General features: G+C 74.7%; 12 protein-coding genes. 7 read left to right on the top strand and 5 right to left on the bottom strand.

Annotation, left to right across the window (positions count from 1 at the left end; all coding sequences use genetic code 11):
* Positions 1-11: 11 nt before the first annotated feature.
* The 5 genes from B056_RS0130870 to B056_RS0130850 all read left to right on the top strand — a co-directional run bounded on the left by B056_RS0130870 (position 12) and on the right by B056_RS0130850 (position 7,698).
* Positions 12-1,874 carry a class I adenylate-forming enzyme family protein gene (locus B056_RS0130870; protein ID WP_026240344.1) on the top strand — a complete coding sequence of 621 codons (1,863 nt, stop codon included), beginning with the start codon at positions 12-14 and terminating at the stop codon, positions 1,872-1,874.
* Positions 1,875-1,926: 52 nt separating this feature from the next.
* On the top strand, positions 1,927-2,622 hold the full coding sequence (locus B056_RS0130865; protein ID WP_018505711.1) for a carboxymuconolactone decarboxylase family protein: 696 nt from the start codon (positions 1,927-1,929) through the stop codon (positions 2,620-2,622).
* A gap of 44 nt (positions 2,623-2,666) precedes the next feature.
* The gene (locus B056_RS0130860; RefSeq protein ID WP_018505710.1) at positions 2,667-3,623 is read left to right on the top strand and encodes an NAD(P)-dependent oxidoreductase; all 957 of its coding nucleotides are present in this window, start codon (positions 2,667-2,669) and stop codon (positions 3,621-3,623) included.
* A 608-nt stretch (positions 3,624-4,231) separates the two neighbouring features.
* On the top strand, positions 4,232-5,389 hold the full coding sequence (locus B056_RS0130855; protein WP_230203277.1) for a hypothetical protein: 1,158 nt from the start codon (positions 4,232-4,234) through the stop codon (positions 5,387-5,389).
* 68 nt (positions 5,390-5,457) lie between these two features.
* Positions 5,458-7,698, top strand: coding sequence for an AfsR/SARP family transcriptional regulator (locus tag B056_RS0130850; protein WP_018505708.1), 2,241 nt, complete (start codon positions 5,458-5,460; stop codon positions 7,696-7,698).
* A gap of 29 nt (positions 7,699-7,727) precedes the next feature.
* Here B056_RS0130850 and B056_RS0130845 read toward each other — a convergent pair whose 3' ends face one another.
* A complete protein-coding gene (locus tag B056_RS0130845; protein WP_026240343.1) occupies positions 7,728-8,138 on the bottom strand; it encodes a hypothetical protein in 411 nt (136 codons plus the stop codon).
* A gap of 117 nt (positions 8,139-8,255) precedes the next feature.
* Positions 8,256-9,428 carry an enoyl-CoA hydratase/isomerase family protein gene (locus tag B056_RS38640; RefSeq protein WP_018505707.1) on the bottom strand — a complete coding sequence of 391 codons (1,173 nt, stop codon included), beginning with the start codon at positions 9,426-9,428 and terminating at the stop codon, positions 8,256-8,258.
* 95 nt (positions 9,429-9,523) lie between these two features.
* Between B056_RS38640 and B056_RS0130835 the strand changes: the two genes are divergently transcribed.
* Both B056_RS0130835 and B056_RS0130830 read left to right on the top strand, forming a co-directional pair.
* On the top strand, positions 9,524-11,032 hold the full coding sequence (locus B056_RS0130835; protein ID WP_018505706.1) for an amidohydrolase family protein: 1,509 nt from the start codon (positions 9,524-9,526) through the stop codon (positions 11,030-11,032).
* Between the two features lie 388 nt (positions 11,033-11,420).
* Positions 11,421-12,662 (top strand): cytochrome P450, encoded by a 1,242-nt coding sequence (locus B056_RS0130830; RefSeq protein WP_018505705.1) that lies wholly within the window; start codon positions 11,421-11,423, stop codon positions 12,660-12,662.
* 21 nt (positions 12,663-12,683) lie between these two features.
* Here B056_RS0130830 and B056_RS0130825 read toward each other — a convergent pair whose 3' ends face one another.
* Genes B056_RS0130825 through B056_RS45025 form a run of 3 tightly spaced genes read right to left on the bottom strand, consistent with a single transcriptional unit; the run spans position 12,684 to position 16,461 of the window.
* Entirely contained in the window at positions 12,684-14,534 is a 1,851-nt protein-coding gene (locus B056_RS0130825; RefSeq protein WP_018505704.1) for an ABC transporter ATP-binding protein, read from the bottom strand.
* Entirely contained in the window at positions 14,531-16,288 is a 1,758-nt protein-coding gene (locus B056_RS0130820) for an ABC transporter ATP-binding protein (protein WP_018505703.1), read from the bottom strand. The genes B056_RS0130825 and B056_RS0130820 overlap by 4 nt, the downstream gene beginning before the upstream one ends.
* A complete protein-coding gene (locus B056_RS45025) occupies positions 16,285-16,461 on the bottom strand; it encodes a hypothetical protein (RefSeq protein WP_230203276.1) in 177 nt (58 codons plus the stop codon). Before B056_RS45025 ends, B056_RS0130820 begins: the two co-directional genes overlap by 4 nt.
* Positions 16,462-16,579: the final 118 nt, after the last annotated feature.

Below are 16,579 nucleotides of genomic sequence, written 5' to 3'. Positions count from 1 at the left end.
CAGGAGCGCCGATGATCGTCGTCTTAGCCGTGGTCCTGGGAGTAGCCGCCGCCTACGCGGCGTTCGTCTGCCAGTCGGTGGCGCTGCCCCGACGGCTGTGGCTCGCGCTGGGGCCGATGTCGCTGGAGCGGATACCCGACCGGGCGGCCCGCCGCCACCGCGGCCGGGTCCTGTTCACCAGTGACGAGCCGTGCTCGTGGTCGATACCCCGACCCGGTGGCACGCCCGCGCCCCGCCCGGACAGCTGGACCGCGCGGGACGTCCAGGCCACGGCCGGCCGGCTCGCCGCCGCGCTGTGCGCCCTCGGCCTGCGCCACGGGCAGCGGGTCGCCGTTCTCAAGCAGAACCACTTCGACATTCACCTCCTTCATCTCGCGGTGGTGCGCGCCGGCGGGGTCGCCTGCCCGATGAACGGCGCGTTCGCCGCCGACAAGGTCGCGCCCTACCTGCTCAACGTCGACGCCCGGATCCTGCTGGCCGACGTCCCGACGCTGCTGCGGGTGCTGCGCGAGGGCGGCGCTCCGGACGGGGTGGCGACGGTCGTCCTGGTCGGGCGGGTCGGTGACACCCCCGAGAGCGACGTCCGGGAGCTGTCCGCCGCCCTGGACCGGGCCGGGGTGCCCGCCGTCCACTGGATCGAGGAGCTGCTCGCCGGCGTCGACGGACCCGCCCCCGCCGTCCGCCGTGGCCGGCGGGAGCCGCTCTACCTGGTGCACACCTCCGGCACCACCGGGTTCCCCAAGGCGGTGATCCTGCGCAACGGGCCGCAGGCGCGGGCCGTCCGCGGCTGGCTGTGCTACGTCCACGTCTCACCGCGGCGGGACAAGGGCTACTTCGCCGTCCCGAACAACCACCAGGCCGTCATCATGACCTTCCACAGCCTGCTCCTGCTGGGGGTGCGGACCCACTGGACACGGGCGACCGGCCGTGACTTCGACGCGCCGCGGGCCGTCCAGGAGCTGGCCGACGGGCGTTACACCGGCTTCTTCGGCTTCCCGATCACCTACACCCAGCTCAAGGAGGTCCCGCTCGCGGCGCACGACCTGCGGGCCATGCGCTTCTGGGCCAGCACCGCCGACGCCGCGCACGAGGAGATGATCAGGCCGTGCGTCCGGGTGGGCGGCACGTTCCGCCGGCTCGGCCTGCCGATCGGCGGCTCGGTCTATCTCGACGCGCAGGGTTCGAGCGAGGTCGGCACGCCGTCGGTGCTGCGCTACTACACCCGGTTCACCCGCCGTTACGAGCGCCGGATCGGCCGGCGGCACTCCACGCCCTTCGGGCCCGCGGTCCGGGTCGCCCGGGACGGCCGCCCCGTGCCGCGAGGGGAGGTGGGCCGGCTGGAGGTCCGCGGCCGGACCCTGTTCGAGGCCTACTGGAACAACCACTCGCTCACCTACGAGGCCGTCCGCGACGGCTGGTTCTTCACCGGTGACGTCGCCCGCTGGTCCGGTGGTCACGTCGTCCAGCTGGACCGGGAGGTCGACGTCATCCGCACCCGGGCCGGCGAGGTGTACAGCCTGCTCATCGAGGAGCGGGTCCACCGGCACCCGGCTGTCTTCGACGCCTGCGTGTACGCGGCCCGCCAGCCCGACGGGAGCCAGCTGCCCGCCGCGGCGGTGGCGCTGCGGCCCGGGTTCACGACCGGCGGTCCGCAGCTGCGCGAGGAGCTGAACGCGCTGCTGACCCCGGCCCAGCAGCTGGTGACGGTGCAGGTCGTGGCGTGGAGCGAGTTCCCGATCGGGGTCACCGGCAAGACACTCAAGCGGGCTTTCCGGGAGCGGACCGAGCCGGCTCCGGTGCCGGAGGCGAACCGTCCCGTCGCCCTGAAGCTCGCCGACCGCCCGGCGCCGCTGGTCACCGCCGCGTCCGCCTAGCCCGCCCGGCTCGGGCGTCCCGGAGTCGTCGAACAGAAGCGGACGGACGGACATGACCATCACGGGAACGGACCGCGCCGGCCTCGGCACGAAGGACCGCCGCTGGGTCGAGCTGGTGTGCCTCGCCGCGGTCGGCCGTACCGACACCCTCGCCGAGCGGGTGTACGAGGTGCTCGACCAGGACGAGATCACCCTGACCGAGCTGCTGGAGTTCGTGCTGCAGTGCGCCGTGTACGCCGGCTGGCCGCGCGGTTCGGAGACCGAGGCCGTCGTCCGGCGCCAGTGGGCGCGCCTGCGTTCCGAGCGGGGCGAACCGGTAGAGCCCTGGCCGCGGCTCGACACCGCGGCGCTGGGCCCGGAGAGCTGGGAGACCCGGCTGCGGCTGGGCGAGGACATGTTCGGCGTGGTGAACCTGCGGGAGGCCCCGCCCCGGGACACCCCGTTCAACCAGGCCGGGATTCTCGGGTTCGTGTTCGGGCAGGTGTGGCGGCGGCCCGACCTGACCGTGCGGGAGCGGCGCCTGATCTCGATCGGCGCCTGCGCGGTCATGGGGACCGTCCACCCGCTGCGCCACCATGTCCGCTCGGCCCTCGACTCCGCGGACCTCTCGGCGGCGGACCTGCGGGACGTCCTCGACGAGGTCGGCCGACACCTCCCCCGGCCGGCCACCGAGGCGCTGCGGGACGTCCTCGTCCAGGCCGGGTCCGCCCCCGGGGCCGGCACCGGCTCCCACACCGAGTCCCGCTGACCTCCGCCGACCGAATCCTTCCACCACTGAGGAGAACGCACGCGATGCCGGCCGCCCAGCAGGGAGACGCACCCGTCGACAAAGAGACCTACGGCTTCGTCGGCCTCGGACACCAGGGTGCCCAGATAGTCGAGCACTGTGTCCGTGGCGGCCGGCCCCTGGTCGTCTACGACACACGGCAGGACCGGACCGAACTGTTCCGCACCGCCGGGGCGCGCGTCGCGGGGTCGCTGGCCGAGCTGGGCCGCCGCGTCACCGTCGCGAGTGTGTGCGTCTTCGCCGACGAGGATGTCCGGGCGGTCGTGGCCGGGCCGGGCGGACTGCTGGAGACGATGCGACCGGGGGGCCTCATCGTCATCCACAGCACCTGCTCGCCGCAGACCTGCACCGATCTCGCCGCCCAGGCCGACGCGCGGGGCATCTCCGTCCTCGACGCCCCGGTCAGCAACGGCGCGCGGACCGGGTCCGGCCTTCAGCTGGTGGTCCTGGCCGGCGGCGACCGACGGGACGTGGACCGGTGCGCGCCGGTGTTCGGCCTCTTCGCGAAGACCGTGCTGTACACGGGGGGTGTCGGCAGCGCCCAGCTGGTGAAGCTGCTGAACAACGCGCTGTTCGTCGTGCACCGCAGCGCCGCGGTCGAGGCGCTGCGGGCGGCGGACGCGCTGGGCCTCGATCCGGACGGGGTGCGCCTGGCGCTGCAGGAGTGCAGCGCGGGCACGGGATCGCTCCCGATCGCGGGCGGCCCCCCGATCGGTGCGCCCGGTGGCCCGCCCCTCGAGGCGCTCAAGGCGCTGCTGCTGAAGGATCTGGGCCTGCTGGACACGTCGCTGGCCGGGTGCCGCCCGGGAACGGAGCATCTCGTCGACACCGCGCGGCGCGCGCTGACGACGATGCTGCCCCCGCCGGCGGCGGCCGATCTGGCTCCCGACCCGGCCGACCTCGCTCCGGCCGCGGCCGGCCTCGCCCAGGGACCGGGCCCGCGACCGATCGTGACGGCCTGATTCGCCGGACCCCTGGGCCCGCCGGAACAACCGGATTCGTTCCCGGCGACCGACGGTTCCCGCGAGAACCCGTTCGCGCAGGTGAGAAACCCGCTCTTCCCGGTTCCCGTCCGCCGAGCCGGACACAGCAAGGCCGATCTCGACGAAGAACGGCGACAGGCAACACGGAAGATCTCGGTCTGAATGTAACCAAACGTAGTGTGTTGACAAGTCTCCACGCACAATACAAACTCCTAAACGAATCCTATCGAGTTGACGAGGAAACCCTTTCGCGACAGCAATGAATCGGCCGGCAATGGCGGCGGAAAAGGTGTGCCCCGGCGGCGGATCGGTCGGCGGCCCTGTCCGCCGGTGGGCGCTTTCGGCGGACGGCGCTCACCGCGGCACGGGCACGGGATTCCAGAGCCCCGCCCTGACTGGCGACGTGAGGACAGACCAGGTTGTTCCGGAACCACCAACGAAGACGGGCGCCGCGGGAAAAGCAGATAACGGCGCTCCTGCGGGACGCCCGACGCGCGCGGCACGGCGGTGACATACACCTGGCGGTCGCGTTCCAGTCCAGCGCCGGCCGGCTGGCCCGCGTACTCCACACACAATCCCCCGGGGACGTGCGTGGAGCCCAGCTGCTCGGTGGCGTCCTGTACGACCTGGCGGCCCTGCTGTATCGGGCCGGCAGCGACGGCGCGGCCATCCGGGCGCTCGAGGACAGCGAGCGGGCGTACGCGACCCTGGCCGGGCAGGTGCCGGCGGCCGGCGGGTGGATCGCCGACGTACGCGTACGGCGCGCCGTCCTGCACGCCCAGCGGGGCCACGGCGCGTCCGCGCTGGCGGACGTGCAGGCGGCGCTGCGCGCCCGCCCCCCGCTCGACGGGGCCGACGGCCCGGACGGGGCCCGGGTCCTCGCGCTCGGCAGCGACGTCCTCGGCGCGTTCGGGGACCCTGACCTGGCGGTCGCGGCCGCCGACCGCGCCGTGCGCGGCTATCTGACCTGCCTCGGCCCGGTCGGCCTGGCCCGCCTGGCCCACCTGACCGGCCCGGGCGACCCCGGACTGCCCCATGCCTCCGGGCTGCCCCATGCCTCCCCCCACCTGGGCTATCTGGCCCGGGCCCTCCGGGTGGCGGCCGTCATCCGGCAGGCCCGCGGGGGCGGCGAGGAGGGCCGGGCCACCCGCCTGGCGGCCGCGGCCGCCAACCTCGGAGCCGCGGTTCCCGCGACCGTCCTGGAGCGGCGGATCTCCTCGACGAACCCGCCGGATCTCACCACGGGCCTGGAGGACGCGCTGCGCGCGGTGCCCCGCTGTGGTGACACCGACCGGCCCGTCGAACCGCTGCGCGCGGCACTGGTCCGCGCACGGGCCGACCGGACCATCCTGACCTGGTACGAAGGCGTCACGGTGAGTACCGGACCGGCCGATGTCGGCGGGGTGCTGACGCGGCTCGCCGCGGCCGTCCTGCCCGTCGACACCGCGGCCGGGATGCGGCTGGCGCTGGAGGCGCACCGACTGCGCGCCGGCGCGGCGGAGTCCCGCTCCGGGCGGGCGGGCCCGGAGGACGTGGCCTGGGCGGAAGTGCTGCTGACCGCCAGCAGGCAGGTCGCCGGCACCGGGGACGCCCCGTTCGCCCTGGACCTCGCCACCTGGGCCGCCCGAGCCACCCGGGCCGCCGCGGACGCCCGAGCCACCCGGGGCCCCGCGGACGCCCACCCGGCCGGCGTCCGCCGCCGGCCGGACCGGGGAACCGGAGCCTGGCAGACCCTGCCGTGCTGAGGGCGGCGCTCCGGGACGCGCCGAGGGCATCCATCCCGGTCAGATCATCCGATCGTCCTGGAGGACCGATGAAGACAGCCGGAACGAACCAGGTCGGCGGGATCCCCCGGTTCCAGCTGCTCGGCCCGCTCGAGGTCCGGGACGGGCACGACCGTCTGATCCCGGTCTCCGCCGCGAAGCAACGCGGTGTGCTGGCCGCGCTGCTGGTCGACGCGGGCACCATCGTCTCGACGGACCGATTAGCCGACCTGCTCTGGGACGGCGCACCACCGCCGTCCGCCAAGAAGACGCTGGAGAACTATCTCAGCCGGCTGCGCCGGCTGCTGGGGCCGGCGGTGGGCGGGCGCATCGTCACCCGCTCCCCCGGCTACGTGATCGAGCTCCGGGACGGGCTGGAGGTCGACCTGGTCAGACTGGCCGATCTCGCCGGACGGGCGCAGGAGTCCGCCGACCGGGCGGACTGGGCCCACGCCGGGCGCGACGCCCGGGAGGCGCTGGCGCTCTGGCGCGGGGAACCGTTCTGTGACGTGCCGGTGGAGCGGCTGCGGTGCGAGCAGACGCCGCACCTGGCCGAGGCCCGGCTGCGGCTGCGGGAGCTGGCCCTGACCGCCCAGGTGATGCTGGGCGATCATCACATCGCCCTGCCCGGTCTGCGGCGGCTCGTCGAGGAGACCAGGATCCGGGAGCACCCCTGGGAGCTGCTGATCAGCGCCCTGTACCGCTGCGGGCGCAAGGCCGAGGCGTTCGAGGCATACCGGCAGGTGGGCCGGATCCTGCGCGACGAGCTCGGGGTGGACCCCGGCCACGGCCTCCGGCGCCTGCACGGCCTGATGCTGGCCGACGACCCGCATCCGCTGCCCACGGCGGACATCCACGCGCGCCTGGCCCGGCCGGGCACCTCCGGGACCTCACCGGGCACGGCCGGAACCCCGCCGGTCGGCACCCCGCCGCCGCCGGCCACGCCCGCGGCGCCCGCCCGGCCTGCGGCGCCCGTCCTGTCCGCCGTGGTCGTCCCGTCGGCCGAGACCCGGCACGGCGTCGCCGGCCGGTACGAGAGCCTGCCGGAACCACGGGACCCCACTGATCCGGACCCGGCGCGGGCGCTGCGCCTGCTGAGCGGGTGGGAGGGGGACGACCTGCCGTTGGGAGCGGCCGGCGCGATGCTGGGCCGTCCGGCCGAGATCACGCGGCGCGAGCTGAGCGTCCTGACCGATCTGCGGCTCCTGGAGAACCCCGCGCCCGGCCGGTACCGGCTGCCCGCCGCGGTACGGGTGTTCGGGCGCACGGTGGCCCCGGCCCGGCACACCGACGCCGAGCGGCAGGAGGCACTGGCCCGGCTCCTCGGGTGGTATCAGCAGACCGCGGTCCGGGCCGAGAACGTGCTGCACCCCTACGGCCGGCGCCAGGTCCCCGGTACCGGCCCGGCCGAGCTGCCGCGGGAGGAGTTCGGCGGCTTCCGGGACGCGTCGGCCTGGTTCACCGCCGAGCACGCGAACCTCGTGACCGCGGTCCGGGTCGCCGCCTGCGCGACCGAGCACACGGTCGCCTGGCAGCTGGCGGCCGGGCTGACCGGCTATCTCCATCTCAGCAAGCGCTGGACGGACTGGATCACGACCACCCAGATCGGCCTCGCCTCCGCCCGGCACCTCGGCGACCGCTCCGGCGAGGCCGCGCTGCTGCTCAGTGCCGGTCTCGCCTACCGTGACCTGCGCCTGCTCGACCGCTCCGTCGACCTGATCGAGCGGGCGACGGCGATCCGGCGGGAGACGGCGGACCAGTGGGGCGAGGCGTGCAGCCTGCTCGGCCTGGGCCTGGTGCACCGGCCGGAGCTGATGATCGTCCACCACCGCCGGGCAGAGAAGATCTTCACCGAGGCCGGGAACCTGTGGGGCTACGCCCTGGCCCAGATCGAGCTGGGGCGGGCGCTGCGCCGGCTGCGCCACCCCGCGCGGGCGGTCGCCTGCCACCACAACAGCGCGGCCATCCTGGCCGAGCTCGGTGACCTGTGGGGGGTCGGGCTGGCGCACCTCAGCCTGGCCGAGGACTACCTGGCCTGCGGCAGCCACGACGACGCGGCCGCTTCATGCCGCCGATCGCTGGCCGTCTGCTGCGAGATCGGCGACCGCCACACCAGCGCGCGCGTCCTGGCCCTGCTGGGGCAGATCTACCTGCGGCTGCCCGACGCGACCGCCGCCCACCAGGCGTGGAGCAGAGCGCTGCGGATCTTCGAGGATCTCGCCGACCCGCGCGCCACGCAGGTCCGGGTGGGCATGGCGAACCTCGACGCGGCGGTGGCGATGGCGTCCTGACGTCCTTCTCGGGAGGCGGAGGCGGAGGCTCAGGGGAAGCGGAAGGTGCGGGGGTGCAGCTGGGGGCGCAGCGGCAGCAGGAACGGGAAGGCGGTGCGCCGCTGCGGCCACTCGTCGCCCGGCCAGGCCCGCCAGGACGGCCAGGGCACCGCGTGCACGGCCCGTGGCCGGCCGGGGGCCGGCGGCGGCTCCACCGCGGGCGGCAGCGGGGTGTCGGACCAGGCGACCGAGAGGTTGCCGCAGAAGCCGCACGGCGGACCGCCGCGGGGCGCGGGCACCGGCGTCCCGTTGTGCCGGTAGACCTCCACGAGGCCGCCGTCGTCGTCGAACCAACGGGTGACACCGAACGAGCGCTCCCACGCACGGCCGCACCGGCGGCACCGGTAGAAGATCTCGACGTTCGCGTTCTCCACGTCCACCACGGGGTGTTCGACGATCATGGACCGGGCCCTTCGTCCGCTTCGGTGGGGTCAGACCTGCCTCCACCTCTGCCCCGCGGGGGCGGAGTTAATCGGGACGGGAGGTCGCCGCGCGCCGCGGCCCGAGCGGTCGGACCGTCAGACCGGAGGGCGGGCATCCCCGCGCACCGGGCGGACCTCGTCGACCAGGCCCCAGGCCGCCGCGGTGGCGGCGTCCAGCGGCCAGCCGGTCAGTGACAGGAAGGCGGTGCGCTCCCGACCGACCCTGCGCACGACACTGGACGTCCCACCAGCGCCGGGCACCAGGCCCATCGCCAGCTCGGGCAGCCGGAAGGTGGTCGCCGGATCGGCGACCACCCGCCGGGCGAAGGCCGGGATCTCCACTCCGGCCCCCACACAGGTCCCGTGCACGTACGCGGTGACCGGGCGCGCGCAGCGCAGCAGCGACAGCGGGATGCTGCGGGTGGTCCGCACCGCGTGGGCGCAGGCCGGGTCGGGCAGCGTGCCGAACTCGCCGAGGTCGCCCCCGCTGCAGAACGAACGGCCCGCCCCCCGCAGCCGCACCTCGGCGACGGTCGGGTCGGCCCCGGCCAGCGCGAACGCGCCGGCGAGGCCGTCCCGCAGGTCGCGGCTCACCGCGTTGTGCACCCGCGGCCGGTTCAGCACGACCCACAGCTCGGCGCCGTCCCGCTCGACGAGAACCGCCGGCTCGGCCGAGTCGGCCGGCTGAGTCGACTCAGCCCGCTCAGCCCGCGCCGCGCGCACGGGCGGCGCGGCGGCGGTCCGGGCCGCGCGGCGCTCCCGGGTGGCCCGGTGCCCGGCGAGCCAGGCGGCGAACTCGGGGCCGGCCTGCAACGTCGAGTAGGTGAACGACTCGGCGATCACCGCGTCGCGGACGTCGATCCCCGCCGAGTACCGCACCAGCTGGGTGAAGGCCACGCACGCGCCGGGGACGGCGCGGGTCATCGCGGCGATCGCGCCGAGGGCGGCCGCGGGCCCGTCTCCCGGCCGCGGCGGGCCGACCCACGGGGCGGGCGGCGCGGCCTCGCCGGTCAGCAGCACGTCGTAACCGGCCGACCCGATGCCCGGGGGGACGTCGGAGAGGTCCGGCGCGACGCCCACCAGCACGCACGGCAGCCAGCGGGCGAGCGCCCCGACCTCGACCGCCAGCGGGCCGCGCACGCGCACGGCCAGCAGCGGCCGTCCGGTGTGCGCGGCGAACATCTCCGGGTCGGTGCGCAGCAGGAGCAGCGCGTCCTCCGGCTCCAGGACCTCGACATCCGGGACGGTCTGCGCCTGACGAACATCCACGGAGCACACGTTAGGCCCGACCCGGGCCGTCGTGACGGGCCCGGGCGCGCGCCGTACTCTCGGGCTGCCGCTCCCCCGCGCTCAGAGGTGGTCCCGTGCTGGTCAGACGCGCCGAGGCCGCCCTGTGCCGCGACGGGCCGCCGGCGGGCGGGCTGGTGGACGTCCGGATCACCGGCGGGGTCGTCACCGAGATCGGGCCGCCCGGGCGGCGCCTCGCCCGGCGGCGCGGCGAGGACGAACTCGACGCCGCCGGCGGGGCCCTGCTCCCCGGCCTGCATGATCACCACATCCATCTGATGTCGCTGGCCGCGGCCGCGGCCTCGGTCGTGCTGGGACCGCCGGAGATCAGCGGCCCACGGGATTTCGCGAGCCGGCTGCGGACGGCGGCCGCCGCGGCGCGCACCGGGACGGCCGGCGGCTGGGTGCGCGGGGTCGGCTACCACCCGGCCGTCGCCGGCGACCTCGACCGGGTGGCGCTGGACGCGCTGACCGGCGACGTCCCGGCCAGGGTGCAGCACCGGGGCGGCGCGCTGTGGGTGCTCAACTCGGCCGGTCTGCGCGCGCTGGGCCTGGGCCCGGAGTCCTTCCTCGATGTCGCGGGCGTCGAGCGCACGCCCGACGCGGTTCCCACGGGGCGGCTGTGGCGGCTCGACGGCTGGCTGGCCGGCCGGGTCCCGCGGGTGCCGGCCGATCTGGGCGCGGTGGGCCGGGCCGCCCTCGCCACCGGGGTCACCGGCTTCACCGACGCCACGCCGCAACGCCGGCCGTCCGACGCCGCCGCGCTCGGCGACGCCGTCGCCTCGGGCGCGCTGCCGCAGCGTCTGACGCTGATGCTTCCCCTCGACGACGGACCGGGCGGGTCAGGTGAACCCGGTGGACCGGGCGAACCCGGCGGGGCCGGCGGGGCCGCGTTCCCGGACCGGATCTCACCCGGCCCGGCGAAGATCATGCTGGATGACATGAACCTGCCATCGCCGGACGAGCTCGCGCGGCGGGTCCGGCGAGCCCGCCGGGCCGGCATCCCGGTCGCCGTGCACTGCGTGACCCGAGTCCAGCTCGTGGTGGCCCTCGCCGCGATCGCCGCCGCCGGCCCGCCGCCGCCGGGCGGCACCGACCGGATCGAGCACGGCGCGGTCGTCCCGCCGGAGCTGGCCGCGCTGATCGGCGCCGCCGGACTGACCGTGGTCACCCAGCCGAACTTCGTCGCCGAGCGCGGGGACGCCTATCTCGCCGAGGTCGATCCGGACGACCTCGACTGGCTCTATCCCTGCCGGTCGCTGTTGGCCGCGGGGATCGCGGTGGCGGGCGGTACCGACGCGCCCTTCGGCCATCCGGACCCGTGGCGGGCCGTCCGGGCCGCCCGCGAGCGGCGGACGGCGTCCGGGCGGGTGCTCGGACCGGCGGAACGGGTCGACGGGCGGACCGCGCTCGATCTGTTCCTCGGCCGCCCCGACGCTCCGGCCCGCCCCCGCCGGCTGCACCCGGGTCTGCCCGCGGACCTGTGCCTGCTGCGAACGCCGCTGGACGACGCGCTGGCCGACCCCGACGCCGCCCACGTCGCGGCCACGATCATCGACGGAGTGCTCGCCCACACGGCGCCCTAGGGTCCGCCAGCCGCTCCGGCCCTGGCCCTGGCCCTGGCAGGTTTTTACCTGAGACAAAACAGCCGTTTTGCTTCTCCGCAATGATCCCATCGCTAGGGTTATTTAGACGCAACTGCCCATGTTCGAGGGGGTTTGTGCGGTGAGGGACCCGGGCCGACCCGGCCTCCGGGTCGGCGGTCGACACCCACCGTGGATGAGCACATCCCGGTCGATCTGAGGGCCCGCCGGTACCACGACGTCACGCCCCGCGCGACGGCGCACGGGCGCCCCTGCCCCGCCCCATCCGCCCGGCCGGCGCCCCGCATGCACAGCACCCGCGCCGATCACCTGAAGGCCGCCCACGACGCGTCTTCTCCTGACTCTGACCACGAAAGGATCCGTTTTCCCCATGTCAATTACCGAGGCCGTGCCCCAGGACCAGAATCAGGACAAGGACCTTCCGTCTTTTCCTTTTCCGGACACTTTCAGCCCGCTCCCGTCGAAAACGCTGGCCGAGATCGCCCGGCGCGCGCCCGCCATCCGGGTTCGCTTCGGTCCCGGCCAGATCCCGATCTGGCTTATCGTCCGGCATGCCCCGGCCCGGGCGATGCTTGGCGACCCGCGCTTCTCCCGCACGAAGACGCTTGAATTCCGCCCCCCGCTGACCGGGGCGCAGATTCCCGACCCGAACTCGCTGCTGTGGCTCGACCCGCCCGACCACACCCGCATCCGACGGCTGGTCTCCACCGGGTTCGCCCACCGCCGCATCGAACAGCTCCGGCCGTGGATCGCCGAGACCGCCCGCCGGCAGGTCACCGCGATGACCGCCAAGGACGCGCCGACCGACCTGCGCGCCGACCTGGCCGCCGCACTTCCGGTCGACGTCATCTGCCAGATCCTCGGCGTTCCGGAGATCGACCGGAAGAACGTCCGCACGTGGGGCGAGGCGCTCTTCCGCTTCGCCACCAACCGGGAGGCCGCCGCCGCCGGGCAGAAGGCCCTGTACGGCTACATGGACAGCCTGGTGCGGGAACGGCAGGCGCAGCTCGCCGCGGGCGAGCCCGCGACGAAGCTGTTCGACATCCTGATCACCACCCAGGACACCGACGACGGCCGGCTGAACGAGGTCGAGCTGCGTTCGCTGGCGCTGACGCTGCTCATCGGCGGCTTCGAGACCACCGCGGGTGTGATCACCAACGCGGTCACCACACTGCTGACCGACCGGTCGCAGTGGGAGTCGCTGGTCGCGGACCCGGCCCTGCTGCCGAACGCCGTCGAGGAGCTGCTGCGCTATCACCCGCTGTCGATGACCTTCCCCCGGGTGGCGACCGAGGACGTCGATCTCGGTGAGTTCACGGTGCGGGCCGGCGAGGTCGCGATCGCCCCGTTCGCGGCCACCAACCGCGACCCGGACCTCTACGACGACCCCGACCGGCTCGACCTCACCCGGCAGCCGGTGGCGAACCTGGCCTTCGGTCACGGCGCCCACCACTGCATCGGCGCGCACCTGGCCCGGGTCGAGCTGGCCGAGGTGCTCTCCGCGCTGATCGACATCGTGCCCACGCTGCGCCTGGCGGTGCCGGTGTCGGAGCTGCGCTACGAGCTCGCCGCGCCGATCGGCCGGCCGGAGACGCTGCCCGTCGCCTGGTGACACACCCGCCGGCGCGCCGGCTCACCCCGGCGTGGCCTGTCCGGCCACGCCGGGGAGGGCGCCGCGACCGGCCAGGCCGCCGTTCGACGACCAGGCCGACCACATCCGCGCGTAGTGCCCACCCGCGGTCACCAGGTCGTCGTGCGAGCCGCTCTCCACGACCCGGCCCCGGTCGAGGACCAGGACACGGTCGGCCGCCGCCGCCTGGGTCAACCGGTGGGCGACCAGCAGGACGGTGCGGCCGCTGAGCGAGCGCTCGGCGGCGAGCTCCAGCCGCCTGGCCCCGGCGCTGCCCGCCTCGGCGGTGGCCTCGTCGAGGATGACGATCGGCGCGTCGACGAGCAGGATGCGCGCGAGGGCGAGCTCCTGCGCCTGCGTCGGGGTGAGCCGGTGCCCGCCCTTGCCCACGACGGTCCGGATCCCGGACGGCAGCGCGGTGACCCACTCCAGCGCGCCCGCCCGCTCCAGTGCCCCCTCGAGCTCCGCCTCGGTGGCCTCCGGCCGGGCCAGCCGGAGATCCTCGACCAGCGGCCCGGCGAACACATGGACCTCCTGGGTGATCAGGCCCACCGACCGGCGCAGCTCGTCCGGGCCGAAGCGGTCGACCGGCTGGCCGCCGAGCCGCAGCTCGCCGGACGCCGGCGGGTGGAGCCCGGCGACGAGCTTGGCGAGCGTGGTCTTGCCGGCGCCACTGGCACCGACCACCGCGAGGCGTTCCCCGGCCGGGACGGCGAGGTCGACGCCGTGCAGCACCTCGTGGCCGGCCCCGTAGGCGAACCGGACGTCGCGCAGGTCGATCGACGGCTCGGTGAGGACCGTCTCCTCCCGCTGCTCCGGCAGCGGCACACCGGCGACACCGACCAGACGGGACAGCGCCGCGCCCGCCTCCTGCACCATGTCGATCATCATCAGCACCATGTTGACCGGTTCGAACAGGCGGCTGAAGTAGAACGCCGCGGCCGTGGCCGCGCCGACGGTCACCGATCCGCCCCGGACCAGGTAGAAGCCGGCGACCAGGACGGCCGCCACGCCGATGGCCTCGGACAGATGCATCCGGCCCCAGAAACGTGTCCGGAAGTGCATCGCCCGGAAGGCGCAGTCCATCGCCTCCTCCGAGCGCCCGGCCATCAGCCGGAGGTGGTCGGGACCGAGCCGGAAGGCCCGGACGGTGTCCGCGCCGCCGACCGAGTCGAGCAGCTGCTGGGCGCGGGCGCCCTCGGCCACCCGCTGGGCGGCGAACACCGGGCCCGATCTGCGCAGGTACCACCGCAACGCGTAGAGGTCCGTCGGCACGGCCAGCAGCGCGACGACGGCGAAGCGCCAGTCGATGACCGCCAGGCCGACCGCCGTCATCCACACCAGGAACACGGACATGGCCAGCGTCGGCAGGATGTTGCGGATCGCCGTCGTCACGACCTCGACGTCGCCGCTGATCCGGGCCACGAGGTCACCGGCACCGCTGCGCTCCACCGCGCCCGAGGGCAGGTGCAGCGCCCGCTCGACCACCTCCTCCCGCAGCGTCGCCAGCACGGGCTCGGCGACGAACGCGATCAGCGTCCTGGTCAGCACCTGGAAGACGCCCGTGGCGACCGCGACCAGCACCAGGACCTGGACCGGCCAGACCATCGCCCCCCGGTCACCCTCGATCGCCGCGTCGATCACCCACCCGAGGGCACGCGGGGTGACCAGCTGGACGGCCGCGCCGACCGACAGCGCCAGGACCGTGAGCACCGCGAGATACCAGCGCGGTCGGAGCAGGCGCAGCGCGTAGCGCCAGGTCTCCCCCGCCCCCGCCTTCGGGAGGAGGCCGTCGTCGGGCCCGGGTGTGGCGCTGATGGCCCTACCGTCCTTTCGCTCGGGCCGGCGCCTCATGCGAGGACCAGCTCGCGGTAGCGGGGGTGCGATCCGACGAGTTCCTCATGGGTCCCCTCGGTCGTGATCACACCGCCGTCGAGCACCACGACGCGGTCGCAGAACGACAGCACGCCGGGGCTCGAGGTCACACAGACCGTGCTCGCGCCGTCGCGCAGCTGCCGGACGCCCTGCGTGATCCTCAGCTCGGTGAGCGAGTCCACCGCGGTCGTCGGCTCGTGCAGCACCAGCACGGGGGCGTCCGCCGCCAGGGCGCGGGCGAGGGCGACCCGCTGGCGCTGACCGCCGGACAGCGACACCCCACCGTGCAGGAGCCGCGTCTCCAGGCCGTCGCTGAGCACCTCCTCCAGGTCGTCGAGCGCCGCCGCCGTGACCACCGGGCCGAGCTCCACCCCGGGCGCCGCGGAACGGATGTTGGTGACCACCGTCCCCTCGAACAGCTCTGCGTCGTGCGGGGCCACCAGGACGACGGAGCGGGTCTCGTCGGGATGCAGCCGCGCGACGGACTCGCCGTCGAGCAGGACGGTTCCGGTCTCGGGGTCGGCGTCGCGGGCCAGGACGGCCAGCAGGGCCGCCGCCTCTTTCGGGTCGGCGGCGACGATGCCGACGAACTCGCCCGCCGCCACCTCCAAGTCGAGGCCGTGGATGGTGCCGGCCGAGAAGCCCTCGAAGCGCAGGCGCCCGGGCCGGCCCCCTGTGGCCGCCGCGGCCCCGGTGGCCTGCGCGGCCTCTGTGGCCTCTGTGGCCTGCCGGGTGCCGCCGACCGCGTGGGGGGCGTTGAGGATCGCGGCGATGCGGCCGGCCGAGGCCAGTGACTGCGCGCGCTGCGAACCGAAGCCGGTGATCCGGTTGAGGGGATCGACCAGGAACTGCGCCAGGCCGACCGCGGTGATCAGCGCGCCGATGCTGATCGACCCGCCGGCGGCCAGCCGCCCGGCCACGAGGGTCACGGCGGCGAGCAGACCACCGGCCAGCACGACGGCCACCGCCCGTACGGTCGACTCCACGGCCGCCGAGCGCAGGGTAGCCCCCAGCGCCTCCCGGCTGGCCGCCCGGTAGCGCCGGACGGCGGGACGTTCGCCACCGAAGCCCTTGAGGACCCGCAGGCCGGCGATCAGATCCGCGGCCAGGCCGGTCGCCGCCGCCATCTTCGCGCGTTCCGCCGCGCTGCGCTGCTCCAGCGGCCGGCCGAGCACGTGTGTGATCACCAGCAGCAGCACCGAGCCCGCGGTCACGAGGGCGGTGAGCGGAAGGGAGAACCGGGCGAGGGCGACCACCGCCACGCCGACCCCGGCGAAACCGGAGATGGCCATCGCGGTGGCGTAGTTGAGCATGCCGGCCTTCAGCGCGTCGCCGGTCGCCAGGGAGACGAGCTCACCGGGCATCCGCTCCGCCCCGGCGGAGCCGCGTGGGTCGAGAACCCGCTCCGCCAACAGCATCCGCAGGTCGTGACCGGCCCCCTGGGTGGCCCGCAGGTTCGCCCGGAAACCCCACCTCATCGCGCAGGTCAACACCACGAAGAGCCCGAGGACCGCCGCCAGCCAGCGCAGCATGGACGCGCCGTCGCCGGTCGCGACGGCACGGTCGACGGCGAGGCCGATCGAGACCGGCACGAGCGCCTCGGCGACCTGGTGGCACGACAGGAAGAACGACGAGCCGCCGAGATGGCGCAGCTGGCCCCTTCTCGCCCGCCGCAGGATCGACGCGGCCGTGTGCGTCTGACCGGTGGAATCGGAGACCGCCGGCGCGTTCACGGCGTATTCCGCCCGGCGGTGTGAATCACCGGTGCGCCGCGTGTGGGTTCCCTTTCCTCCTGCCACCGCGGATACGGCCGGGCCTGTTTGGCCTGCCGGTTTCTCCGTAACAGGTCTGGTGCCTCGGCCACCGGGCCGGTAACGGCCCCCAGGACCGGGTCGTCGATGTTCATATCTGTCTCCTCGACCGCCGAATCGGGAAGCCATCGGCGCGCGTCGAATCAGCGGGAGCCGTGATCGCGCCTTTCGACTTCCCCATACTTGTACGCTTTGCGGCCGTGACCGTCTCTG

It is taken from the genome of Parafrankia discariae, assembly GCF_000373365.1.
Taxonomy (GTDB): domain Bacteria; phylum Actinomycetota; class Actinomycetes; order Frankiales; family Frankiaceae; genus Parafrankia; species Parafrankia discariae.
The sequence above is the reverse complement of the archived record's forward strand: the minus strand, read 5'-3'. Positions and strand labels throughout refer to the sequence as shown.